The 22,749-nt window shown below is 72.3% G+C and carries 22 protein-coding genes; 15 read left to right on the plus strand and 7 right to left on the minus strand.

Annotated elements, in window-relative coordinates; genetic code table 11:
• Positions 1-189: 189 nt before the first annotated feature.
• The 9 genes from OG542_RS31955 to OG542_RS31995 all read left to right on the plus strand — a co-directional run bounded on the left by OG542_RS31955 (position 190) and on the right by OG542_RS31995 (position 10,479).
• Positions 190-2,229 carry a tetratricopeptide repeat protein gene (locus tag OG542_RS31955; RefSeq protein ID WP_328415360.1) on the plus strand — a complete coding sequence of 680 codons (2,040 nt, stop codon included), beginning with the start codon at positions 190-192 and terminating at the stop codon, positions 2,227-2,229.
• A 135-nt stretch (positions 2,230-2,364) separates the two neighbouring features.
• Positions 2,365-3,489, plus strand: a complete 1,125-nt coding sequence (ald, locus tag OG542_RS31960; RefSeq protein ID WP_311130261.1) for an alanine dehydrogenase — start codon at positions 2,365-2,367, stop codon at positions 3,487-3,489.
• Positions 3,490-3,914: 425 nt separating this feature from the next.
• Entirely contained in the window at positions 3,915-5,042 is a 1,128-nt protein-coding gene (locus OG542_RS31965; protein ID WP_184597667.1) for a ParA family protein, read from the plus strand.
• Positions 5,027-5,617: a hypothetical protein gene (locus OG542_RS31970; RefSeq protein ID WP_311124902.1), complete on the plus strand. Its 591-nt coding sequence runs from the start codon at positions 5,027-5,029 to the stop codon at positions 5,615-5,617. The genes OG542_RS31965 and OG542_RS31970 overlap by 16 nt, the downstream gene beginning before the upstream one ends.
• A gap of 18 nt (positions 5,618-5,635) precedes the next feature.
• The gene (locus OG542_RS31975) at positions 5,636-6,874 is read left to right on the plus strand and encodes a segregation/condensation protein A (protein WP_328415364.1); all 1,239 of its coding nucleotides are present in this window, start codon (positions 5,636-5,638) and stop codon (positions 6,872-6,874) included.
• On the plus strand, positions 6,871-7,557 hold the full coding sequence (gene scpB, locus OG542_RS31980; RefSeq protein WP_311124900.1) for an SMC-Scp complex subunit ScpB: 687 nt from the start codon (positions 6,871-6,873) through the stop codon (positions 7,555-7,557). The genes OG542_RS31975 and scpB overlap by 4 nt, the downstream gene beginning before the upstream one ends.
• A complete protein-coding gene (locus tag OG542_RS31985) occupies positions 7,557-8,621 on the plus strand; it encodes a pseudouridine synthase (RefSeq protein ID WP_311124899.1) in 1,065 nt (354 codons plus the stop codon). Before scpB ends, OG542_RS31985 begins: the two co-directional genes overlap by 1 nt.
• A gap of 86 nt (positions 8,622-8,707) precedes the next feature.
• Positions 8,708-9,727, plus strand: a complete 1,020-nt coding sequence (locus OG542_RS31990; RefSeq protein WP_328415366.1) for an ADP-ribosylglycohydrolase family protein — start codon at positions 8,708-8,710, stop codon at positions 9,725-9,727.
• A 2-nt stretch (positions 9,728-9,729) separates the two neighbouring features.
• On the plus strand, positions 9,730-10,479 hold the full coding sequence (locus tag OG542_RS31995) for a nucleotidyltransferase domain-containing protein (protein WP_311130260.1): 750 nt from the start codon (positions 9,730-9,732) through the stop codon (positions 10,477-10,479).
• Here the strand turns inward: OG542_RS31995 and OG542_RS32000 are convergent.
• Positions 10,405-11,148, minus strand: coding sequence for a nucleotidyltransferase domain-containing protein (locus tag OG542_RS32000; RefSeq protein ID WP_328415368.1), 744 nt, complete (start codon positions 11,146-11,148; stop codon positions 10,405-10,407). The two genes, OG542_RS31995 and OG542_RS32000, sit on opposite strands and share 75 nt — an antisense overlap.
• Positions 11,149-11,170: 22 nt before the next feature.
• Positions 11,171-11,611, minus strand: coding sequence for a Rieske (2Fe-2S) protein (locus OG542_RS32005; protein ID WP_261682742.1), 441 nt, complete (start codon positions 11,609-11,611; stop codon positions 11,171-11,173).
• A 180-nt stretch (positions 11,612-11,791) separates the two neighbouring features.
• On the opposite strand from OG542_RS32005, the gene aroH reads away from it, so the two are divergent.
• The 5 genes from aroH (at position 11,792) to der (ending at position 16,241) form a co-directional block, all read left to right on the plus strand.
• On the plus strand, positions 11,792-12,154 hold the full coding sequence (gene aroH, locus OG542_RS32010; RefSeq protein WP_189731135.1) for a chorismate mutase: 363 nt from the start codon (positions 11,792-11,794) through the stop codon (positions 12,152-12,154).
• Positions 12,151-13,236: a prephenate dehydrogenase gene (locus OG542_RS32015; RefSeq protein ID WP_328415371.1), complete on the plus strand. Its 1,086-nt coding sequence runs from the start codon at positions 12,151-12,153 to the stop codon at positions 13,234-13,236. Before aroH ends, OG542_RS32015 begins: the two co-directional genes overlap by 4 nt.
• A 115-nt stretch (positions 13,237-13,351) precedes the next feature.
• Positions 13,352-14,032: a (d)CMP kinase gene (gene cmk, locus OG542_RS32020; protein ID WP_328415373.1), complete on the plus strand. Its 681-nt coding sequence runs from the start codon at positions 13,352-13,354 to the stop codon at positions 14,030-14,032.
• Positions 14,029-14,676: a lysophospholipid acyltransferase family protein gene (locus tag OG542_RS32025; protein ID WP_311124892.1), complete on the plus strand. Its 648-nt coding sequence runs from the start codon at positions 14,029-14,031 to the stop codon at positions 14,674-14,676. The genes cmk and OG542_RS32025 overlap by 4 nt, the downstream gene beginning before the upstream one ends.
• Positions 14,677-14,756: 80 nt before the next feature.
• Positions 14,757-16,241 (plus strand): ribosome biogenesis GTPase Der, encoded by a 1,485-nt coding sequence (der, locus tag OG542_RS32030; RefSeq protein WP_311124891.1) that lies wholly within the window; start codon positions 14,757-14,759, stop codon positions 16,239-16,241.
• 58 nt (positions 16,242-16,299) lie between these two features.
• Here the strand turns inward: der and OG542_RS32035 are convergent, their stop codons facing one another.
• Both OG542_RS32035 and OG542_RS32040 read right to left on the minus strand, forming a co-directional pair.
• The gene (locus OG542_RS32035) at positions 16,300-16,689 is read right to left on the minus strand and encodes a hypothetical protein (RefSeq protein WP_311124890.1); all 390 of its coding nucleotides are present in this window, start codon (positions 16,687-16,689) and stop codon (positions 16,300-16,302) included.
• A gap of 86 nt (positions 16,690-16,775) precedes the next feature.
• Complete coding sequence (locus tag OG542_RS32040) at positions 16,776-17,555, minus strand: hypothetical protein (RefSeq protein WP_193480432.1); 780 nt, start codon at positions 17,553-17,555, stop codon at positions 16,776-16,778.
• 543 nt (positions 17,556-18,098) lie between these two features.
• Here OG542_RS32040 and OG542_RS32045 point away from each other — a divergent pair.
• Entirely contained in the window at positions 18,099-18,737 is a 639-nt protein-coding gene (locus tag OG542_RS32045) for a LysM peptidoglycan-binding domain-containing protein (protein WP_328415376.1), read from the plus strand.
• Positions 18,738-18,824: 87 nt separating this feature from the next.
• Here OG542_RS32045 and OG542_RS32050 read toward each other — a convergent pair whose 3' ends face one another.
• From OG542_RS32050 to OG542_RS32060, 3 genes are read right to left on the minus strand one after another with little or no spacing between them, the layout of a single operon-like run.
• Positions 18,825-19,466: an ATP-binding cassette domain-containing protein gene (locus tag OG542_RS32050; protein ID WP_328415378.1), complete on the minus strand. Its 642-nt coding sequence runs from the start codon at positions 19,464-19,466 to the stop codon at positions 18,825-18,827.
• The gene (locus OG542_RS32055; RefSeq protein ID WP_328415380.1) at positions 19,463-22,180 is read right to left on the minus strand and encodes an ABC transporter permease subunit; all 2,718 of its coding nucleotides are present in this window, start codon (positions 22,178-22,180) and stop codon (positions 19,463-19,465) included. Before OG542_RS32055 ends, OG542_RS32050 begins: the two co-directional genes overlap by 4 nt.
• Positions 22,181-22,189: 9 nt before the next feature.
• Positions 22,190-22,675, minus strand: coding sequence for a hypothetical protein (locus OG542_RS32060; RefSeq protein WP_311124886.1), 486 nt, complete (start codon positions 22,673-22,675; stop codon positions 22,190-22,192).
• Between the last annotated feature and the right edge of the window lie 74 nt (positions 22,676-22,749).

Consider the following 22,749-nt stretch of genomic DNA (forward strand, 5'->3'; position numbering starts at 1 on the left):
GCAGCTCCCCGCGCCCCTTCCAGGCGCCCCCGACGCTGTCAGTCCTACGATCTGCTGATCCGATCGGGGGATGTGGCTGCCGTGCCCGTCGTGCTCCACCCGGAACGTTGCAGAGCGTGAACTAGGCTCTGAGGCACGCCCGAACCGGATTCCCGGCGGGCTTGCGTGCGTGGGACGGGAGTGTGGCCCGTGACGGATCAGGTCGTGGAGACAGGCGACGTGCGGCTGACCGGACACGCTGCCGGCGAGAGTCAGTTCCTGGGCCGCACACGGGAGTTGAAGGAACTGCGCGCCGACATCGAGCGCGCCGGCCTGGACACCCTGGCCGGCCGCAAACCCCCACGCGCGCGGGTGCTGCTCATCGCCGGCCGGCCCGGCTCGGGACGCACCGCACTCGCCGAGGAACTCGTACAGCAGGTCGCGGACCGTTACCCGGACGGGGTGCTGCGTGCCCGCCTGACCGACCCCGACGGCACACCCGTACCCATCGAGCGCGCGGCCCGCGACCTGCTCGCCGCCCTGGACCGGGAAGCCCCGGCCGGGGCCTGCGGCGACGACCTCGCCGACTCTCTGCGCAGCGCCCTGGCCGATCGCCGCGCCCTGCTCCTGCTGGACGACGCGGCCGACGCCGAGCAGGTCGACGCCCTGCTGCCCGACACCCCGGACTGCCTGGTCGTCGCGGTCTCCAAGGGCCCGCTGACCGGCATCCCGGACGTCCGCCCCTGCACTCTGGGCGGCCTGGACGCCAAGTCCGGAGTGGAGCTGCTGTCCCGGCACACCGGCTCGGTCCGTATCACCGTCGACCCCCGGGCCGCCGAGGGACTCGCCGAGGAGTGTCAGGGGCAGCCCGCCGCGCTGATGCTGGCGGGCGGCTGGCTCGCCGCCCGCCCCAAGGCGGCCGTCCTGGATCTCGCCAAGCAACTGCGCACCGACCCCGCCGAGGGGACCGCCCTGAGCCGGGTCTTCCGCCTCGCCTACGACGCCCTGCCCGCCACCGCCGCGAGGATGCTGCGCCTGCTCGCCCTCGCCCCGGCCGGACTGGTAGACCCGCAGACCGCCTCCGCGCTCGTCGGCTGCTCGGTCGACAGCGCCCGCACCACCCTGGACGACTTCGTCGCCCTCGGCTTCCTGCACGCGGTGGACTCGCCGCTGCCCCAGTACGAGGTCCCCGGCTGTCTGCACCCGCTGCTCCGCGTCCTCGCCGGGCACCACGAGCGCCCCGCCGATCTCCAGGTGGCCCGGGCCCGGATGCTGGAGCGGACCGTGCGGCTGCTCCAGGTCTGCCGTGCCATCACCGAGACCGACAGCCTCCAGGCACGCCAGAAACTTCTCGACATGCCGCGTGCCCTGCGGTTTCCCACTCCCCGGGCGGCCGCCGACTGGCTGCGGCTGACCCGGCCCGCCCTGCTGGCCTCGGCCCGGCTCGCGGTCGGCGACGGGGAGCTGGACACCCTGGCCCGGCGACTGATGTCCCAGCTGGTGCGGGCGATGGTGGCGCACGTCGGTACCCAGGCGGCCGCGCCCGACCTCTACGACATCCACAGCCTGGTCCTCGAGGTGGCCGAGCGCCGTGACCTGCCCCGCGAGCGGGCCGCCGCCCTGCTCAACCTCGGCGATCTCGACGCCCGGACCGGCCGTACGGCCGACGCGCTGGTGCGCTACCGGGCCGCGCTGGACGCCGGACGCGAGGTCGACGACCCGTACGCGGCCGGACGGGCGATGGAATCCGTAGGCGGCGCGCACCTGGAGCTCGGTGACTTCGACCGGGCCGCCGACTGGTTCGGCCGGGCCCTGGTCGAGCGGCTCGCCCGGGGCGAGCGCGCCGACGCCGCCCGGCTGTACGGGCGGATCGCCGCCGCCCACACCTTCGCGGGCCGCTACGGCGAGGCCCTGCGGAACTGGCGCGCGGCGATCTCCGGGCACCGCAAGCTCGGCGACGTGGCCGCCCAGGCACGGGCCCTGAGCGAATTGGCGCGGGTCCAGGAGTACGCGGGCCGGCCCGACGAGTCGCTGCGCACCTGCCGGGAGGCCGTGGAATGGGCCCGGCGGGCCGAGGACTCGCGGTTGCAGGCCGCGCTGCACCTGCGGGTCGCCGACACCCTCGAACGCCTCGGCGACCCCGCGTCGGCCGGGCTGCACCGGGGCGCCGCCGAGCGGCTCCTCGGGGAGGTAAACCAGGAAGATGACGCTGACGCCTGCGAAATCCGTACCGCATCCGCTGAAGATTGATGTAATGAAAGGCTAGACAGCGGGAACACCTTCATTAGACTGGCTCTGCCGCACGTTCTCCTGCGGTCTCTCCCGGTGTGCCCGTGCGCGGCCGGGTATGTCTAGTAATGCCCCATACCCTCTGAGCCAAGGACCGTGATCGACGTGAAGGTCGGCATCCCCCGCGAGGTCAAGAACAACGAGTTCCGGGTGGCCATCACCCCCGCCGGCGTGCACGAGCTGGTGCGTCATGGCCACCAGGTCGTCATCGAGCGCGGCGCAGGTGCCGGCTCCTCGATCGTGGACGAGGAGTACGTCCTCGCCGGCGCCTCGATCCTGGGCACCGCCGACGAGGTGTGGGCCGCCGCCGACCTGCTGCTGAAGGTCAAGGAGCCCATCGCCGAGGAGTACCACCGCCTCCGCAAGGACCAGACGCTCTTCACCTACCTGCACCTGGCCGCCTCCAAGGAGTGCACGGACGCCCTCCTGGAGTCCGGCACCACGGCGATCGCGTACGAGACGGTCGAGCTGCCCAGTCGCGCGCTCCCGCTGCTCGCCCCGATGTCCGAGGTCGCGGGCAGGCTGGCCCCGCAGGTCGGCGCCTACCACCTGATGCGCGCCAACGGCGGCCGGGGCGTGCTGCCCGGCGGCGTCCCCGGCGTCCTGGCCGGCCGGGCGGTCGTCATCGGCGGCGGTGTCTCGGGCTGGCAGGCCGCGCAGATCGCCATCGGCATGGGCTTCCACGTGACCCTGCTCGACAAGGACGTCAACAAGCTCCGCGAGGCCGACAAGGTCTTCGGCACGAAGATCCAGACCGTCGTCTCGAACACCTTCGAGCTGGAGAAGGCCTGCCTGGAGGCCGACCTCGTCATCGGCGCGGTGCTGATCCCCGGCGCCAAGGCCCCGAAGCTGGTCACCAACGAGCTCGTCTCGCGGATGAAGCCCGGAAGTGTCCTTGTCGACATCGCGATCGACCAGGGCGGCTGCTTCGAGGACTCCCGCCCGACCACCCACGCCGAGCCGACCTTCCCGGTTCACGAGTCGGTCTTCTACTGCGTCGCCAACATGCCCGGCGCGGTGCCCAACACCTCCACCTACGCGCTGACCAACGCCACGCTGCCGTACATCGTGGAACTCGCGAACCACGGCTGGGCGCAGGCGCTGCGCCGCGACCCGGCGCTGGCCCGGGGTCTCAACACCCATGACGGCAAGGTCGTTTACCGCGAGGTCGCCGAGGCGCACGGCGTGGAGCACGTGGAGCTGGCCTCGCTGCTCGTCTGAGCCGCCCTTCCACCCTCGACGGCCGGTAAATCGGCTAAGTCATCAACCGGTAAAGGCGATACGTCAACACAGGCCGTCAACGCCGCGCACCTGGCCGGACCTTGCCCGACAAGGTCCGGCCGGATGTGTGTATGGTCACTTCGCGCTTCTCGAGCAACTCGCCTCGAACGTAACCCTTCAACCGATTCGCACACCGGTGAAACCTGCCGTGCGACGGCCGTACGCCCTTGACAGCGGGATGTTTCATTGCCGACACATCGGGCCGGGTCCGGCGGATTGTGTTGCTGCGGACGCCCGACACGCCATAGAGTCGCCAACCGTCGGCATGGTGCCACGCTGACCTGTCTAGAAGTTTCCTGGTCACCAAGGAGGTAAGACGACTTGTGAATGAGTCGACATTTACTCCCGGGGGTGGTCAACCAGGAATGCCTGCACGGGACCAGGGGCCCGCGGGATTCGCGGCTGTCGGCTCCGTCGCTGTGCGCACCTTCGCAGCCCACCAGAGTCAGCAGGCGACTCACACAGCACACCAGAAGATGGATGGCCATCACGTGAACGCCATGGCCGGCGGCGGAAGTGGCGCGCCCCACAACCAACTCGCCGACTACGACGAACTGCCCGAGGGGCACTTCTACGACCCCGACGCGGAGTACGAGCCCGACCCCGAGTACGCGGCCACTCTCGCGCCCGACGCGGCCAGACAGCGCCGGGAGCGCATCGGTCCGACCGGGCGCCCGCTGCCGTACTTCCCGATCCCGGGCCCGCTGGGCGACCACGGTCCCGCGAAGATCATCGCGATGTGCAACCAGAAGGGCGGCGTCGGCAAGACGACGTCGACCATCAACCTGGGTGCCGCGCTCGCGGAGTACGGACGCCGGGTCCTGCTCGTCGACTTCGACCCGCAGGGCGCGCTGTCGGTCGGTCTCGGCGTCAACCCGATGGAACTCGACCTCACCGTCTACAACCTGCTCATGGAGCGGGGCATGGCGGCCGACGAGGTGCTGCTGAAGACGGCGGTCCCCAACATGGACCTGCTGCCCAGCAACATCGACCTGTCGGCGGCCGAGGTCCAGCTGGTCTCCGAGGTCGCCCGCGAGTCGACGCTGCAGCGCGCCCTGAAGCCGCTGCTGCCCGACTACGACTTCATCGTCATCGACTGCCAGCCCTCGCTCGGCCTGCTCACGGTCAACGCCCTGACGGCCGCGCACAAGGTGATAGTGCCGTTGGAGTGCGAGTTCTTCGCGCTGCGCGGTGTGGCACTGCTGACGGAGACCATCGAGAAGGTCCAGGAACGGCTCAACCCGGAGCTGGAACTCGACGGGATCCTCGCCACGATGTACGACTCGCGCACGGTGCACAGCCGTGAGGTGCTCGCGCGTGTCGTGGAGGCGTTCGACGACCACGTCTACCACACGGTCATCGGGCGCACGGTCCGCTTCCCGGAGACCACGGTCGCCGGTGAGCCGATCACGACGTACGCCTCCAACTCCGTCGGTGCCGCCGCCTACCGCCAGCTCGCCAGGGAGGTGCTCGCCCGGTGTCACGCCGAGTGAGTCTGCCGGGGGCCGACGAACTCTTCCGTACGACAGGGGGGATGGCGCTGCAGTCGTCCACGCCCAGGCGCCAGGCCAATGGCGACGCCCGGGTGCCCGCTCCGGCGGGGGAGGGCGACGCGGCGGCGGCAGCGGGCGCGGAGGACGCGCCGCAGTCGGTGCCCGCGCAGGGCGGCGACGGCAAGGGCGCCGAGCATGTGGCGGCGGACTCGGAGTCGGCCGACGCCGGGGAGTCCCGTAGCCGCTCCGCGGCCGCGGAGCGCTCCGGCTCCGGGCGGCGCCAGGCGGCGCAGGAAGGTTCTGCCGCCGCTTCCGCCGACGCGGCGCCACGCAAGCGCGGACGGGCGGCCGCGCGCCGCCCCAGCGGCCGTGAGCGGCACGACGAGAAGATCACCGTGTACGTGTCCGCCGAGGAGCTCATGGACCTGGAGCACGCCCGTCTCGTGCTCCGCGGCGAGCACGGCCTGGCCGTCGACCGCGGCCGCATCGTCCGCGAGGCGGTCGCCGTGGTCCTCGCCGACCTGGAGACCCGCGGAGACGCCAGCATCCTCGTACGACGTCTGCGCGGGCGGTAACGGTAGCCTGCGGGGGCCATGACCTCGAACGCTTCCCCTCCACCCGCCGACGGCCCGCACGGCCGTCGGCGCGCGTTGGGGCGGGGACCGGGCGCCGGGCCCTTGCCGGGGGCTCCGCCGGTCGAGCCGGAGCCGCCTACGGCGGAGGCACGGCCCGAGGCCGCGCCGCCCGAGCCCATGGCACCGGCTGAGCCGACGGAGGCGGAGGCCTGGGCGCCGGCGGCCGAGCAGGTGGAGCCCGTCGAGCCCGTGCAGGCTGTCGCACCGGCGCAGCCCGTCGAGCCGCTGGCGCCCGTCGAGGCGGGCGAGGTGCCCGCGGCGGCGGTGGCTGGTTCGGCCGCGGTGGTTGCCGAGGAGCCGGTTGTGACGGGGCTTCGGGTCCCGGCCGGGGCGGAGGCGGAGTCCGTCGAGCCGGTCGCGGGGCCCGAGACCCCGGTTGACGCCGGTGACGGGGTCTTCAAGGTCCGGCTCGCCAACTTCGAAGGCCCCTTCGATCTGCTGCTTCAGTTGATCTCAAGGCACAAGCTGGACGTCACCGAGGTCGCGCTGTCGAAGGTGACCGACGAGTTCATGGCGTACATCCGGGCGCTGGGGCCGGACTGGGATCTGGACGAGACGACCGAGTTCCTCGTCGTCGCGGCCACGTTGCTCGATCTGAAGGCGGCCCGGCTGCTGCCCGCCGCCGAGGTGGAGGACGAGGGCGATCTGGCGCTGCTCGAAGCCCGGGACCTGCTGTTCGCCCGGCTGCTCCAGTACCGCGCGTACAAGCGGATCGCGGACATCTTCAGCGGGCGGCTCGATGACGAGGCCCGGCGATATCCGCGTACCGTCGGGCTCGAGCCGCAGCATGCCGAGCTGCTCCCCGAGGTCGTCATCAGCATCGGGGCGGAAGGGTTCGCCAAGCTCGCCGTGAAGGCGATGCAGCCCAAGCCCAGGCCGCAGGTGTACGTCGACCACATCCACGCCCCGCTGGTCAGCGTGCAGGAGCAGGCCCAGATCGTCGTGGCCCGGCTCAGGGAGCTGGGTGAGGTCAGCTTCCGGGCGCTCGTCGAGGACACCGACGACACACTCACCGTCGTGGCCCGCTTCCTCGCACTGCTGGAGCTGTACCGCGAGAAGGCCGTGGAGCTGGAGCAGGAGGCCGCGCTGGGCGAGCTGCTCGTGCGGTGGACCGGCGGGGACGGGGACGAGACACCGACCGTCACCGACGAGTTCGACCGGCCGCCCGAGCCGCCGAAGGAGGAGAAACAGGCGTGAGCGAAGAAATCACCGAGATCCCGGCCGGGCTGCGTACCGTCGCCGACCTCGACCTCAAGCCCGCTCTGGAGGCCGTCCTGATGGTCGTGGACGAGCCCGCGACCGAGGAACACCTCGCGAAGATCCTCGACCGGCCGCGGCGCCAGATCACGGACGCGCTGCGCGAGCTGGCCGACGAGTACACCGTCCAGGGGCGCGGCTTCGAACTGCGGTTCGTCGCGAACGGCTGGCGTTTCTACACCCGCTCCGAGTACGCGCCCGCCGTCGAGCGCTTCGTGCTGGACGGCCAGCAGGCCCGCCTCACCCAGGCCGCCCTGGAGACCCTGGCCGTCGTCGCCTACCGGCAGCCGGTCAGCCGCAGCCGGGTCTCGGCCGTACGCGGAGTCAACTGCGACGGCGTCATGCGGACCCTTCTGCAACGGGGTCTGGTCGAGGAGGCGGGCGCGGAACCCGAAACAGGTGCGATCCTGTACAGGACGACGAACTACTTCCTGGAGCGGATGGGCCTGCGCGGTCTGGACGAGCTCCCGGAGCTCGCGCCCTTCCTCCCGGAGGCGGAGGCGATCGAGGCCGAGACCCAGGAGGGCGTACCGTCGTTCGACCCGGACGCGCCTGATGACGACGTGCCGGGCCGCCCGGTCACCCCGGGTACCGACGACGAAGACGACCAGACGGAACTTTGATGCGAAGCAGCGGCAAAAACGGCGGACACGGCGGGCGCGGCAACCACCGCGGTGCCGGCAACAACAGGGATGACAAGCAGGGGCAGGGCCGCCCCAGCAAGCCCCGCCCCGAGGAGCGCCGCTACGACGTGGGCCCCGGGGCGACGAAGGACGGACCCAAGTCGGGGCGCGGCGGTGCGGCGCGCGGCGGCGCCAAGGGCGGTCCCAAGCAGCCTCAGCAGCGTGGGCGCTCGGCCCCGGCGCGCCCCCGCGAGTACGAGGCGCAGATCGAGGAGCGCAACCGCGACCGGTACGCCGGGAAGAAGGACGTCAAGCTGCCCAAGACCTTCCCGGGCGCCGAGCAGGAGGGCGAGCGGCTCCAGAAGGTCCTCGCGCGCGCGGGCTTCGGCTCCCGGCGCGCCTGCGAGGAGCTGATCGAACAGGCCCGCGTCGAGATCAACGGCGAGATCGTCCTGGAGCAGGGGCGTCGCGTCGACCCGGAGAAGGACGAGATCAAGGTCGACGGGCTGACCGTCGCCACGCAGAGCTACCAGTTCTTCGCGCTGAACAAGCCCGCCGGTGTCGTGTCGACGATGGAGGACCCGGAGGGCCGGCAGTGCCTCGGTGACTACGTCACCAACCGTGAGACCCGGCTCTTCCACGTCGGCCGGCTCGACACCGAGACCGAGGGCGTCATCCTGCTCACCAACCACGGTGAGCTGGCCCACCGGCTGACCCACCCGAAGTACGGCGTGAAGAAGACCTACCTCGCGCACATCGTCGGACCCATCCCGCGCGACCTGGGCAAGCAGCTCAAGGACGGCATCCAGCTGGAGGACGGCTACGCGCGTGCGGACCACTTCCGGGTCGTCCAGCAGACCGGCAAGAACTACCTCGTCGAGGTCACCCTCCACGAGGGCCGCAAGCACATCGTGCGCCGGATGCTCGCGGAGGCCGGTTTCCCGGTCGACAAGCTGGTGCGGGTCGCCTTCGGGCCGATCACCCTGGGCGACCAGAAGTCGGGCTGGCTGCGGCGGTTGTCCAACACGGAGGTGGGGATGCTGATGCAGGAAGTCGATCTCTAGGCGCAGCGCCGACCCCGACGTACTTGAGTTCCCCGTGCCCTGTGGGTGCGGGGAACTGTTCGTGACCGGCCGGAAGGACACCCCGCATGACTCTCCTCGTCCACAAGCAAGCCGCCACCGGGGCGCTCACCGGCCTCGCCCTGGGGGACGCGCTGGGGTACCCGACCGAGTTCAGCGGCGTGCCGGCGATCCTCGACGGATTCGGCCCCTGGCGGCAGCTGGAGCTGCCGACGCCGGCGATCGTCAGCGACGACACGCAGATGACGCTGGCGCTCGGGTGGGCGGTGCGGACGGCGATGGACCGGGGGCTGCTCACTCCGGCGCGACTGGCCCGGCCTCTCCGCGAGGAATTCGTGAACTGGTACCAGTCGCCCCAGAACAACCGGGCTCCGGGCCGCACCTGCCTGAAGGCCTGCTCGCTGCTGAAGGACGAGGCCCGGCCCTGGCAGGACGCCAGCCAGATCCACTCCAAGGGCTGCGGCGCCAACATGCGCGTCGCGCCCCTGGGCCTGATCCAGGGCCTGAGCGACGAACAGCGCGCGGGCGCCGCCCAGTTGCAGTCCGCCCTCACCCACGGGCACCCCACCGCGCTCGCCGCGTCCGACCTCACCGCGCACGCCATACGCCTGCTCGCACAGGGTGCCGAGCCGGCCGCGCTGATCGGCCTGCTCCGCTCGTACGCCCTGGAGAACCGCAGCCACTACCACGAGCGCTGGCTCGGCGACCTGTGGCGCCGGGCCCAGGACCCGAGCCCCGAGCAGTTCATCGCGCGCGGCTGGGACGAATGCCTGGAGATCCTCGACCGCCTCCACCACGCCGTGCGCACCGTCTCGCCCGAGGACGACCCGTGCCTGGCCACGGGAGAGGGCTGGATCGCCGAGGAGGCCCTGGCGACCGGGCTGCTGTGCTTCCTGCTCTTCGCCGACGAGCCGGTGGCGGCCCTGCGGCGCGCCGCCTGCACCGCCGGCGACTCGGACTCGATCGCCTGCCTGGCGGGCGCCTTCGCCGGCGCGTACCTGGGCGCGGAGGCATGGCCGACCGAATGGGCCGACCGCGTCGAGTACCGGAGCGACCTGCTCACCCTCGGGGCCCTCTGGGACGCGTGATGATGATCGACACCCTGGACATCGACCTGGCGCCCGTGGTGGCCGAGCAGCCCGACCCCGTGTTGTTCGCGACCGTCTCCGGCGCCCACCTCTACGGCTTCCCGTCGCGCGACTCGGACGTGGACCTCAGGGGCGTGCACCTGCTGCCGGCCGCCGACCTGGTGGGCCTGCGCGACCCGGACGAGACGCGCTCGCGGATGTGGGAGCGGGACGGCGTCGAGATGGACCTCGTCACCCACGACCTGCGCAAGTTCGTACGCCTGATGCTGCGCCGCAACGGCTACGTGCTGGAGCAACTGCTCTCGCCGCTCGTCGTGCACACGACCGCGACGCACGAGGAGCTGGTCGCGCTCGCCCCCGGCGTCCTCACCAGCCATCACGCCCACCACTACCGGGGCTTCGCGGCGACGCAGCTACGGCTGTTCGAGAAGAGCGGCGAGCTCAAGCCGCTGCTCTACACCTTCCGCGTCCTGCTGACCGGCATCCATCTGATGCGCAGCGCAGAGGTGCAGGCGCATCTGCCGACCCTGCTCGGCGAGGTCGACGCCCCCGCATACCTGCCGGAACTCGTCGCGGCGAAGGCCGAACGGGAGCACGGGGCGGCCGACGTCGACCACCTACGTGTGCGGTCGGACGTCGAGCGTCTGCAGGTCATGCTGGACGAGGCACAGCAGGTCTCAGCCCTGCCTCAGACCCCGGTCGTCCACGACGCCCTGCACGACCTCGTCGTACGGGTCCGTCTGGAGGGCTGAGGCGCGGCGGGCGCGGACGAGGAAGTCCTCCACGCGCCCTCTGTCCGGTTCCGCCGGGAGCGGGCTGTGGTGGGCGGACCGCTCGGCCTCCCGCTCCAGGCGGGTCATCCAGGACTCGACGTCGGACCAGGGCACCTCACCGCGCTTCACCGCGAGCAGGGCCTCACGATGGTCGCCGACATCGATCGTGAGCGTGCCCGTCCGCAGCACATCGCGGGCGCTGATGAGCAAGCGCAGCAGATGCATCGCGTGCTTCCAGCGCGGGGCGCCGTGGGTACGGACATCGGTCTCCAGCTTGCGGCGCTGGCCGTACGCGTACCGCGTGAACGTCTCGTGGACCCGCCGGGAGAGGAACGCCTCCCGCAGGGCCAGGAGTTCGCGGCCCGTGTCGTCGGCGTACTCCACGAGCGGGGAGTGCAGGCACTCCAGGATGTTCGGATTGGCGCGCAGGGCCAGCTCGCAGAAGCGCTCCAGCTCCCAGCTGAACTGCTCCTCGGCCGGGCCCTCGACGTGCGTCGGAGGCTTGTCGAGGCGCCAGAACAGAGGCGTGGGGGCCAGGAACACGCCACGGCGGTCGGTGTCGCTGCCGTCCGTCGCCAGCCCGAAGGCGCGGGAGCCCATCACGCAGGCGTAGATCGTGTGGTCGCGTATCAGGTGCTCGGGCCGCATGCCCGGGAGGGTACGCGGACTCTCACGTGAGGCGGATGGAGTTTCCCTCCACGGTGATCTGCTCGGCGGGCAGCGCCCGCGTCGCCGGGCCGTGGGCCACCGCGCCGTCGGCGATACGGAACTTGCTGCCGTGACAGGGGCAGTTGATCGTTCCGTCGGTGACGGAGCCCACCGTGCAGCGCTGGTGGGTGCAGATCGCCGAGAAGGCCTTGAACTGTCCCTGCTCCGGCTGGGTCACCACGACCTCCTCGTTCTTGAAGATCTTGCCGCCGCCGACCGGGATCTCGTCGGTCGAGGCCAGCTCCTGACCGGCGGGGGCGTCCGTCGTCTCCTTGCCGGTGGGGGAGACCGTCGACGTGGAGCCGTTGTCGCCGCCGCCCCCGCCGCAGGCCGCGACCAGGGCCACCGCGCCTGTCGCGCCCGTCGCGAGGAGAACCGTCCGGCGAGTGGTGTCGTACGTCATGTCGTCACTCCGAAAGCGCCAAAAAGGGAGAAAATGGACTTTTTTGAATCTTGGCACTGAAAATACCCAAAGAGTAGTAATTCCGGTGTCTCATCGGGCGGGCGCCGCGCATCCCGTTCGCGCGGGCTGACTAGGCTGGACGGACGTAGAGCGACACGCACGTCAGCAAGGAGCAGCGCCGTGGCGGTACGAGCGGTCCGGGGAGCCGTCCAACTCGAACGGGACGAGGCCGGGCACATGGACGAGCAGGTAGGAGCCCTGCTCACGGCCATCCTGGAGCGCAATGAACTCGCGGCCGACGACCTGATCAGCATCTGGTTCACGGCCACGCCCGACCTGCACAGCGATTTCCCGGCGGCCGCCGCCCGCAAGCTCGGCATCGTCGACGTACCGCTGATCTGCGCCCAGGAACTGGACATCGAGGGCGCCATGCCGCGCGTCGTCCGGGTCCTCGCGCACATCGAGTCGGACCGGCCCCGGGCTGGCATCGCCCACGTCTACCTCGGCGCCGCGGCCGCCCTGCGCAAGGACATCGCCCAGTGAGAACCGCACTCGTCATCGGCACCGGCCTCATCGGCACGTCCGCCGGCCTGGCCCTGTCCCAGCGGGGCGTCACCGTGCACCTCGCCGACCCCGACCCCGACCAGGCCCGCACGGCGGCCGCGTTCGGCGCCGGCACGGACGAGGCGCCGGACGGGCCCGTCGACCTCGCGATCGTCGCCGCCCCGCCCGCCCACGTGGCGGACGTGCTCGCCGACGCCATGCTCCGCGGTGCGGCGCGCGGCTACCTCGACGTCGCCAGCGTCAAGGGCGGGCCGCGCCGCGAGCTGGAGGCACGCGGCCTCGAACTGACCGCGTACATCGGCTCGCACCCGATGTCGGGCCGCGAGAAGTCCGGCCCGCTGGCCGCGACCGGGGACCTCTTCGAGGGCCGGCCCTGGGTGCTGACCCCGACCCGGGACACCGACACCGAGGTGCTGAACCTCGCCCTGGAGCTGGTCTCGCACTGCCGTGCCGTGCCGGTGGTGATGGACGCCGACGCCCACGACCGTGCCGTCGCACTCGTCTCCCACATGCCCCACCTGGTCTCCAGCCTGGTCGCCGCGCGTCTGGAGAACGCCGAGGAGGCGGCCGTACGGCTGTGCGGGCAGGGCATCCGGGACGTGACGCGGATCGCCGCCTCCGATCCCCGGATGTGGATCGACATCCTCTCCGCGAACCCCGGGCCGGTCGCCGACCTGCTCACGGACGTCGCCGGCGACCTGGAGGAGACCGTGCGGGCCCTGCGTGCCCTGCAGTCCACCGACGACCACAAGCGCCGCGAGGGCAGCACCGGCATCGAGGACGTCCTGCGGCGCGGCAACGCGGGGCAGGTCCGCGTCCCCGGCAAGCACGGGTCCGCTCCGCGGGTCTACGAGGTCGTGGCGGTGCTCATCGACGACCAGCCGGGACAGCTGGCCCGGATCTTCGCCGACGCGGGCATGGCCGGCGTCAACATCGAGGACGTACGGATCGAGCACGCCACGGGGCAGCAGGCCGGTCTGGTGCAGCTGATGGTGGAGCCGAAGGCGGCGCCCGTGCTGAGCGCCGCTCTGCGCGAGCGGGGCTGGGCGATCCGGCAGTAGTGCATGCTGGACGAGGCTGACCGACGCGCGGCCGGACGAGTGACCCGCACCCAGTAACCTTGTGCGGGGCAGTCGCGCCCTCACCCCGCCAGCCCGGTTCAGGAAGGTCTCCACTGTGGAAAGCCCCACGCCCGTGATTGTCGCCATCGACGGCCCCTCCGGCACGGGCAAGTCGAGCACCTCGAAGGCCGTGGCGGCGCAGCTCGGGCTGAGCTACCTGGACACCGGCGCCCAGTACCGGGCGATCACCTGGTGGATGGTGAGCAACGGCATCGACATCGACGACCCCGCCGAGATCGCCGCCGCGGCCGGCAAGCCGGAGATCGTCTCGGGCACCGACCCGCTGGGCCCGACCATCACCGTCGACGGCGTCGACGTGGCCGGCCCGATCCGCACCCAGGAGGTCACCTCCAAGGTCAGCGCGGTCAGCGCGGTGTCCGAGGTGCGGGCCCGGATCACCGAGCTGCAGCGCTCGATCGCCGCCTCCGCGGAGCAGGGCATCGTGGTGGAGGGCCGTGACATCGGCACGACCGTGCTGCCCGACGCCGACCTGAAGATCTTCCTCACCGCCTCCCCGGAGGCGCGTGCCGCCCGCCGCAGCGGCGAGCTGAAGGGCTCCGACGTCCACACCACCCGCGAGGCCCTGATCAAGCGGGACACGGCCGACTCCAGCCGCAAGACCTCGCCGCTCGCCAAGGCCGGCGACGCGGTCGAGGTGGACACCACCGAGCTCACGCTGGCCCAGGTCATCGAGTGTGTCGTCACCCTCGTCGAGGAGAAGCGGGCCGGGAAGTGACCGAGCTGCCTTCGGTACGGGGCGCCGAGGTCGGGCGGCGTATCGGCGTCGGCCTGATGTACGGGCTGTGGAAGCCGCGCGTGCTCGGCGCCTGGCGCGTGCCCGCGAACGGCCCGGTGATCCTCGCCGTCAACCACTCCCACAACATCGACGGTCCGATGGTCATGGGCGTGGCGCCCCGGCCGACGCACTTCCTGATCAAGAAGGAAGCGTTCATCGGCCCGCTGGACCCCTTCCTGCTCGGCATCGGGCAGGTGAAGGTGGACCGCGACACCACCGACCGCACGGCGATCACCCAGGCGCTCGGCATCCTGGAGAACGGCGGCGTGCTCGGCATCTTCCCCGAGGGCACCCGGGGCGAGGGCGACTTCGCCTCGCTGCGCGCCGGGCTCGCGTACTTCGCGGTGCGCAGCGGCGCCCCGATCGTGCCGGTCGCCGTGCTGGGAAGCACCGAGAAGCACGGACGGTTGATAAAGGGGCTGCCTCCGCTGCGCTCGCGCGTCGACGTCGTCTTCGGCGAGCCCTTCGACGCGGGCGACGGCAGCGGGCGCCGTACGCGCAAGGCGCTGGACGAGGCCACCGGCCGCATCCAGAAGCAGCTCGCCGCCCACCTGGAAAACGCCAGGCGCCTCACCAGGCGCTAGGCAACACTGAGTAGTGGATCAGCCCGGAAGACAGCGGGTACTCCACCGACCACCAAGATGAACGACGAGGTACGGACTTCATGAACGACCACATCCAGCCCGACGGCTCGGCCCCGCACGAGCACGACCACGGGGCGCTCGGCGACGCCGAGTACGCGGAGTTCATGGAGCTCGCCGCGGAGGAGGGCTTCGACCCCGAGGACGTCGAGGGCGCGATCGAGGAGGCCGGGCACGGCCCGCTGCCCGTGCTCGCCGTGGTCGGCAGGCCCAATGTCGGCAAGTCGACTCTCGTGAACCGCATCATCGGGCGCCGCGAGGCCGTCGTCGAGGACAAGCCGGGCGTCACCCGCGACCGTGTGACGTACGAGGCCGAGTGGGCGGGCCGTCGTTTCAAGGTCGTCGACACCGGCGGCTGGGAGCAGGACGTCCTCGGCATCGACGCCTCCGTGGCCGCCCAGGCCGAGTACGCCATCGAGGCCGCCGACGCGGTCGTCTTCGTCGTCGACGCCAAGGTCGGCGCCACCGACACCGACGAGGCCGTCGTGCGACTCCTGCGCAAGGCCGGCAAGCCGGTCGTGCTGTGCGCCAACAAGGTGGACGGCCCGAGCGGCGAGGCCGACGCCTCGTACCTGTGGTCGCTCGGCCTGGGGGAGCCGCACCCGGTCTCCGCGCTGCACGGCCGGGGCACCGGAGACATGCTGGACCAGGTGCTGGAGGCGCTGCCCGAGGCCCCGCGCGAGGCGTTCGGCCCGGGCGGTATCGGCGGACCGCGCCGCATCGCGCTGATCGGCCGCCCGAACGTCGGCAAGTCCTCGCTGCTGAACAAGGTGGCGAACGAGGAGCGCGTCGTCGTCAACGAGATGGCGGGCACCACCCGTGACCCGGTCGACGAGCTGATCGAACTCGGCGGCGTCACCTGGAAGTTCGTCGACACCGCGGGCATCCGCAAGCGCGTCCACCTCCAGCAGGGCGCCGACTACTACGCCTCGCTGCGCACCGCCGCCGCCGTGGAGAAGGCGGAGGTCGCCGTCATCCTCATCGACGCCGCCGAGTCGATCTCGGTGCAGGACCAGCGCATCGTCACCATGGCCGTGGAGGCGGGCCGCGCGATCGTCCTTGCCTTCAACAAGTGGGACACCCTCGACGAGGAGCGCCGCTACTACCTGGAGCGGGAGATCGAGACCGAGCTCGGCCAGGTGGCGTGGGCCCCGCGGGTGAACGTCTCGGCGCGCACCGGGCGGCACATGGAGAAGCTGGTCCCGGCGATCGAGACGGCCCTGGCGGGCTGGGAGACCCGGGTCCCGACAGGCCGGCTGAACGCCTTCCTCGGCGAGCTGGTCGCCGCCCACCCGCACCCGGTCCGGGGCGGCAAGCAGCCGCGCATCCTGTTCGGTACGCAGGCGGGCACCAAGCCGCCGCGGTTCGTGCTGTTCGCCTCCGGCTTCATCGAGGCGGGCTACCGGCGCTTCATCGAGCGCCGCCTGCGCGAGGAGTTCAGCTTCGAGGGCACGCCGATCCACATCTCGGTGCGAGTGCGCGAGAAGCGCGGCGCGAAGAAGAAGTAACGCGGAACAGTGGAAGGGCGGCCCCGAGGGGCCGCCCTTCCACTGTTCCGGTGCTCGCTCAGCCGCCGCTTCGCGGCCCCGGCGGCAGTGCGGCCGGCACGTAGTGCATCGCCGTGCCGTGTGCGCTGACGGTCCCGACGCGCTGCCAGTGCGGCTGCTGCCCGGCGGCATGGCGGGCGCTCTGGGCCCCCGCGCTGTACGCACTGTACGAGCTCCCGTACGAATGGCTGTACGAGCCCGTACTGTGCGGGCTGGTTCCGAAGGCGGTGAAACCCAGCTTTTCCTCGCCGCTGCGATCGCCGGGCAGTGCGCGGAAGGACTTGACGTACTCGGCGTAGAGCGCGTCGTAGATCGGCGTGGCCGATGGGCCGCACTGGGAGTCCTGGGCCGACCGCGCGGAGGGGATCGACGAGTAGGACTGGCGGCGTGAAACGTCGTATGCGTGCACGTATGTCCAAACGACCCTGCGGGTCAAGGGATGCGGCCCACGTACGGCTTTCGCAGGTGTGCGGGCTGTGCGGGTGACCCGCGGGCTCAGGTGCCGGCCAGCGGCAGGGCCGCGCCGACCAGCTTTCCGGTCGCCGCCGCCTTGTCCAGGGCGTCCCGCATCAGGTCCTCGCGCGGCTGATGGCCGATCGAGCCGACGGGCGCGGCGAACATCAGTACCTGCTGGTGCTTGTTGGCGGCCGCGCGCCAGGGGTCGGTCACCTGGAGCGGCTGGTGCGCCTGCCACCAGGCCACCGGCTGTCCGCCGTTGCTGCCCGGCTGGAGCACCGCGTGCAGCTGGCCCACGGCGAGCAGCACCGACCAGCCGTGCAGCACCGGCGGTACGGCGGACAGCTCGGTCAGCGGCATGAAGCCCTGCTCGATGAGCAGCGGCAGGAAGTCGTCGCCGGATCCGGTGGCGCCGGGCCGGGCGATCGGCGCGGTCGGCTCCACCACCAGGGCCGGGTGCAGCTCCCCGGCGATCAGGACGAGCCCGCTGGTCACGCCGAGCACCGCCTGCTCGGGCACCATCTGGTCGGGCTCGCCGCCGGCGTCGCCGGCGATGGACTTCACGGCGCCCCGGAGCTGCTCCTCGGTCACCTGGACGACCTGCGAGGGCAGGCAGCCGGAGTGGGCGAAGGCGAGGACAGCGGTCTCGTCCCCGATGAAGAGGACGGTGCTGGTGCGCTCCTGCTCGGAGTCGCCCGGAGTGCGGCAGGACGTGCAGTCGTAACTGCCCGGGGCGGTCTCTCCGGCGAGCAGACGGTCTGCTTCTTCGTCGCCGATCTCGGCGCGTACCTCGTCGCTGACGTCGAGCATGCGCGGCACGGGGGGCTCCCTCGGGGGTGCGGTGCGTGGCAAAGCCGGGTGGCTCCCGGCCTGTGGTCCGGGTAGGCCCCGGCTCATGAAGAAGACAACGGGTGATCTGTGGCGGGAGTCACGCCCCAGGGCGAACAGAATCGAACCATCCAGCGCACAGGGTCACGTTCGGCACGGAATCGCGCACTCACGGTCAAGTCCCTTGTTTGTAAAGGGCGTTGAAGTGGTGAGGTGGGTCACACCTCGTTGAGCCGGTTGGTCGATAAATCACGAAATCCAGGAATGAAGTGGGTGTCCGAAAGTTGCCGTTACCCGAGGTATCGGGGAACTGGCCTGGCATGACGGGCCGCTGCTTGATGACAGACCGTCAACTCCTTAGATTCCTCCGCCGTGTGCAGCGAGCACCGCTCGGGTACGTCCGCCGGCCGCACGGTTCTCCGGAACCGCGCAGCACCACCACCGGCGGGCGGGGCGAGCGCGACCCACGCGCCCCATGGCGCGGGGAGTGGCGTTCCGCCTTGGGGGACCCCGGGTGTTTCGAGAGGGAACTACATGTCCGAATGTGCCGATACCACGCGCGACAACGCTCGGAAGAACCCGGTTCGTACCACGGCGGTCCTCGCCGGGGCGGCGCTGCTCGCCCCCCTGGGACTGCTGGCGGCGACCGGCAACGCCGCGGCGGCTGACAGCGGAGTGTGGGACCGCATCGCCCAGTGCGAGAGCGGCGGCAACTGGCACATCAACACCGGCAACGGCTACTACGGCGGACTCCAGTTCGCCCCCTCGACCTGGCGCGCCTACGGCGGCACGGCCTACGCGGCCACCGCCGACCAGGCGAGCAGGTCCCAGCAGATCGCCGTCGCCACCAAGGTCCAGCGCGCCCAGGGCTGGGGCGCCTGGCCGACCTGCTCGGCTCGCGCCGGGGCGAGCGGAAGCGCACCCGCGGCTTCCGCCGCCGACCCGGCCACCTCCAAGCCCGCTCCGGCGAAGCAGTGGAAGGCGCCGGCGCGTTCCGCACAGCACCCGGACCGCAGCTCGTCCCGCGGCGACTACACCGTCCGCGAGGGCGACACCCTGAGCGGCGTCGCCGCCCGGCACGGGACCACCTGGCAGCGCCTCTACGCCGCCAACAAGTCCGCCATCGGCGGTGATCCCCACATGATCGTGCCCGGCCTGCGCCTCGACATCTGAGCCGCTGCTCCCCCTCGCCGGGACACGGGGTCCCGTCCGGCCGGTAGACCGGACGGGGCCTTGCGCGGGCCGGGCACCGGCCCTCGGTCATCGGCTGAGCTCGCCCGCCTCCCCGGCGAACACGACCGACCCGCGGCGCAGTTCGTAGACGAGGGCGGGCCGGTCCCGCAGATCGGGCGGCAGCCGCTGCTCGGCGATCACCACGCACGCGTCGAGCGCGCTCAGCAGCTCGTACGTCCGGGCCGCGACCGGGGGCGACATGCCCTGGGCGGGCTCGTCGACGAGCACCACGCGCGCGCGTGCCAGAAAGGCCCGGGACAGGGCGAGCATGCGCTGCTCCCCGCCGGAGAGGGTGCCGGCGCGCCGCTCCAGCAGGGGACGCAGCTGCGGATAGGCGTCGAGGGCCGGGGCGGGGTCAGGGGCGGCGAGTCCGAGGTTCTCGCGCACGCTGAGCGAGCCGAACACGGCCTGCCGCTCCGGCACCAGGCACAGCCCGCGCCGGGCCCGCTCGTAGGCCGGTACGCGGGTCACGTCGGCGCCGTCCCACACCACCGCCCCGCCCGACAGGGGCACGATGCCGGCCAGCGCGCGCAGGGCGGTCGTGCGGCCGGAGCCGTTGCGGCCCAGCAGAACGGTGAGGCCGGGGCCGGGGGCGGCGAGGGTGATGCCGTGCAGGGCCTCCAGGGGGCCGTAGCGCACGCGCGCGTGGCGCAGGGAGACGGTCGTCATGGGCCGGCCGCCGTTCCCAGGGCGTTCAGGACGTTTCCGGGTGGACCGGAGGCGACGATCCGCCCTGCGGTCATCACGTGCACGACATCGGCGAGCCCCGCGACCAGGTCAAGATCGTGCTCGACGACGAGCAGAGCCGTGCCGTCGGCGGCCAGGGCCTTCAGGGCCCGGGCCAGGGCGGCCACTTCGGCGCTGTCGAGGCCGGCGGCGGGCTCGTCGAGCAGCAGCGCGTGGGGACTGCCCGCGAGGACCCGGGCCAGTTCCACGCGGCGCAGCGTCCCCGTGGGCAGCCCGGCGGCGGGCAGTGCCCGCACCGGCCCGTCCAGCCCGAGCAGCCTGAGCGTCCGCTCCACGGCGCCCGGGTCGGCCACCCGGCCCTGCTCCGCGCCCACCCGGACGTTCTCGGACACCGTCAGCGACGGGAAGACGGCCAGTTGCTGGAAGGTCCGCGCCACACCGAGCCGGGTCCGGGCGTGAGCGGGCAGCGCGGTGATGTCCCGGCCGCCTAGCCGCACGGTCCCGCGCGCGGGGCGCAGCGTCCCGGCCAGACAGTGGAACAGGGTGCTCTTCCCGGCCCCGTTGGGGCCCACGACGGCGGTGACTCTCCCGGGGAAGAGGTCCAGGTCGACTCCGTCGAGGGCGGTGAAGCCGCCGTAGCGGGCGTGGAGATGGCGGGCCGTGAGGAGGGGAGCGGCAGGGGTGGGTGCTGTGGCTGAGGAGGTCTCAGGTGTGGGGGCGCCCGGGGGTGCCGGTGACCGACCGCCGCTTCCGGGTGCCGTACCCGCCGTCGCACCCGTAGCCACCGCTCCTGTCGCCGTCGCCCCCGTCGGCAGCGGTGCCGACCGGGCCGCCTGTGGTGGTGCCGGGCGCAGCCGTGCGCGGGCTCGGGCGCCCGCCGGTGTCAGGGCCGGTGTGCGGCGCAACCGCAGGCGTTCCGCCGCCGTGCGCAGTGCCTCGTACGGGCCGCCGGGGAAGCGGCCCACGAGGATCGCCAGGACGCCGATCAGCGCCGCGGCGACACCGCCCCGGGTGCCCGCGTCCAGGCCGACCAGGAGGGCCGCGGCGGCGAGGGCGCCGAGGGCGCTGTCGGAGCCCAGCACCACGACCGCCGCGAACCACAGCAGGCCGCGCACCGGGTCGTACGCGGCGGCGTCGAAGGCGCGCAGACCCATGCCGAGCATGCCGCCGCCCAGCGCGGCGAGCGCCGCCCCCGCGACGAAGGCCAGCAGCTTGAGGGACGGCACCTGGACGCCCGCGGCCTGCGCGCCCCGCTCGTGGTCCCGCATGGCCGCGAGGGCCCGGCCCGTCCGCCCCCGGCGCAGGGCGTGCGTCGCCAGCAGCGCGACCGCCAGCAGGAGCAGCTCCAGGACGTAGTAGGCACGGTCCCCGTCGAAGCCCGCCGGACGGCCCAGCGACAGGCCGGACGTGGCGTACGGCTGGGCGAAGACGAAGCGGCTCACCCCCACGCCGACGGCGAACGTCGCCAGCGCCAGCGCCAGGCCCCGGCGTCCGATCGCCGGCCAGCCGGTGAGCAGGCCGAGCGGCGCCACCAGGACGACCGCCACCGCGAGGGCCGCCAGCTCCGGCAGACGGGGCAGCCCCGGGAAGCGGCCGGCCGCCAGCAGCGCGGTGAACAGGGCGCCCAGACCCGCGTACGCCGCCTGTCCCAGAGAGATCTGGCCGCCCCGGCCCGTGACCACCACCAGGGACAGCAGAATCACGGCCAGCGCCGGCACCTGGACCGAGGTGTGCAGGTCCCGGCCGGCCAGGCCCAGCGGCAGCAGGAACAGCACGGCCGCCACGATCCACGCGCCGGGCGGTGTCGGGACCCGGGCGGTGGCGGTGCGCGGCAGCGCGTCCCGCGTGCCCACGCCCGGCAGCACCAGGGCCGCGATCAGCAGCGCGACGACGAACAGGTTCGTGCCGACGGCCTGGAGCAGCGGCTCGCCCCAGCCCGACGGATGCAGCCGCGTCAGCTGGCTCTGCGCCACCCCGATGCCCAGCGCCACCACCACCGCGACCGGCAGGCTCCGCATCCGCGCGGCAACCGCGACGGCCACGACCTCCATCACGAGCAACGGCAGCCCGTACGGGTCGAGACGCACGTACGGCACCAGCAGAACGCCCGTCAGACCCGCCGTGAACGAGCCGAACGCCCAGCCCGTCGCCGCGACCCGGTCCGCGTCGATGCCGCCGAGCACGGCGAGCTGCCGGTCGTCCACCACGGCCCGCAACTCCCGCCCGAACCGCGTCCGGCGGACCACCGCCGCCACCCCGGCGGCCAGCACCAGCACCACCGTCAGCTGCCCCCACGGCTCGTCCGGCACCAGCTCCGGCGCGTCCTCCCGCGCTCCCTGCCCCCACAGCAGCGCCGCCCCGCCCACCAGCAGCACGAACACCCCGATGGACGCCACCAGCGTCTGCGCCGGGTCGCCGCCGAGGACCGCCAGCGGCCGGAAGACGAACCGTTCCAGTACGACCCCCAGCCCCGGCGCCAGCACCAGCAGGGTCACCGTGGCCCCGAGCCACAGCGGCCAGCCCCAGTCGACCACGCACTGCCGCAGCACGTACGCGCACACCATCGCGATCGCGCCGTGCGCGAAGTTGAGCACGCCGGTCGCGCGGTACGTCACGATCAGGCCGATCCCGGTCAGCGCCGCCGCGCTGCCGACCGAGAGGCCGGCGAGAGTGAGGTCGTACGTCAGCGAGGACATCGGCCGGGCTCAGTCGGTTTCCCCGGTGGGCTCGCAGATCGGGCAGGGGCCCAGTTCACCGCTCGCCACCAGCTTGGAGTCCACCGGGACCGCCTCCGCCTTCCCCGCGACCAGCGGGCAGTCCGCGCGGTGCCACAGCGTGCCGCCCGGCACCATCAGCTGCTCGCCGCTGACCGCGAGCGGCGCGAGGGAGGCCTGCCCGGTCCCGGTGCGCCCCTGAGGGCCGTCGGGTTCGGCGGCCACCAGCAGGCCGTACAGCTCCTCCACGCGCGCGGCGGCGATCGAGCCCCGGCCGTGGGCCAGCAGCACCGCCCCGGAGACGATCAGTGCCGCGCCGGGGACCGTGCAGGAGGCGAGATAGGGCAACTGCCGTTCCGCGAAGCGCTCACCGGAGACGCCGTACCAGCCGACGACGCACAGCACCGCGCCCGCGGCCAGCGCGGCCCAGCCGGTCCACAGGACGGGATGCACGGTCCGCAGTCGGCTGGTACGCATCGCTGGCTCCCACACGTCGGTTCGGCTGTGTGCCTGGCTGCCTGTTCAAGTCCGGCGATCGCTTGCACTATGCC

Source organism: Streptomyces violaceus (assembly GCF_036014075.1).
Lineage (GTDB): Bacteria > Actinomycetota > Actinomycetes > Streptomycetales > Streptomycetaceae > Streptomyces > Streptomyces violaceus.

What these genes read in the sequence shown, in the direction of transcription:
- OG542_RS32060 (WP_311124886.1), bottom strand. Translation starts at nt 22,675, where the DNA reads ATGCGTACCAGCCGACTGCGGACCGTGCATCCCGTCCTGTGGACCGGC.
- OG542_RS32005 (WP_261682742.1), bottom strand. Translation starts at nt 11,611, where the DNA reads ATGACGTACGACACCACTCGCCGGACGGTTCTCCTCGCGACGGGCGCG.
- OG542_RS31985 (WP_311124899.1), top strand. Translation starts at nt 7,557, where the DNA reads ATGCGAAGCAGCGGCAAAAACGGCGGACACGGCGGGCGCGGCAACCAC.
- OG542_RS31990 (WP_328415366.1), top strand. Translation starts at nt 8,708, where the DNA reads ATGACTCTCCTCGTCCACAAGCAAGCCGCCACCGGGGCGCTCACCGGC.
- OG542_RS32000 (WP_328415368.1), bottom strand. Translation starts at nt 11,148, where the DNA reads ATGCGGCCCGAGCACCTGATACGCGACCACACGATCTACGCCTGCGTG.
- OG542_RS32045 (WP_328415376.1), top strand. Translation starts at nt 18,099, where the DNA reads ATGTCCGAATGTGCCGATACCACGCGCGACAACGCTCGGAAGAACCCG.
- der (WP_311124891.1), top strand. Translation starts at nt 14,757, where the DNA reads ATGAACGACCACATCCAGCCCGACGGCTCGGCCCCGCACGAGCACGAC.
- OG542_RS31995 (WP_311130260.1), top strand. Translation starts at nt 9,730, where the DNA reads ATGATCGACACCCTGGACATCGACCTGGCGCCCGTGGTGGCCGAGCAG.
- OG542_RS32055 (WP_328415380.1), bottom strand. Translation starts at nt 22,180, where the DNA reads ATGTCCTCGCTGACGTACGACCTCACTCTCGCCGGCCTCTCGGTCGGC.
- OG542_RS32050 (WP_328415378.1), bottom strand. Translation starts at nt 19,466, where the DNA reads ATGACGACCGTCTCCCTGCGCCACGCGCGCGTGCGCTACGGCCCCCTG.
- OG542_RS31975 (WP_328415364.1), top strand. Translation starts at nt 5,636, where the DNA reads ATGACCTCGAACGCTTCCCCTCCACCCGCCGACGGCCCGCACGGCCGT.
- OG542_RS31965 (WP_184597667.1), top strand. Translation starts at nt 3,915, where the DNA reads ATGCCTGCACGGGACCAGGGGCCCGCGGGATTCGCGGCTGTCGGCTCC.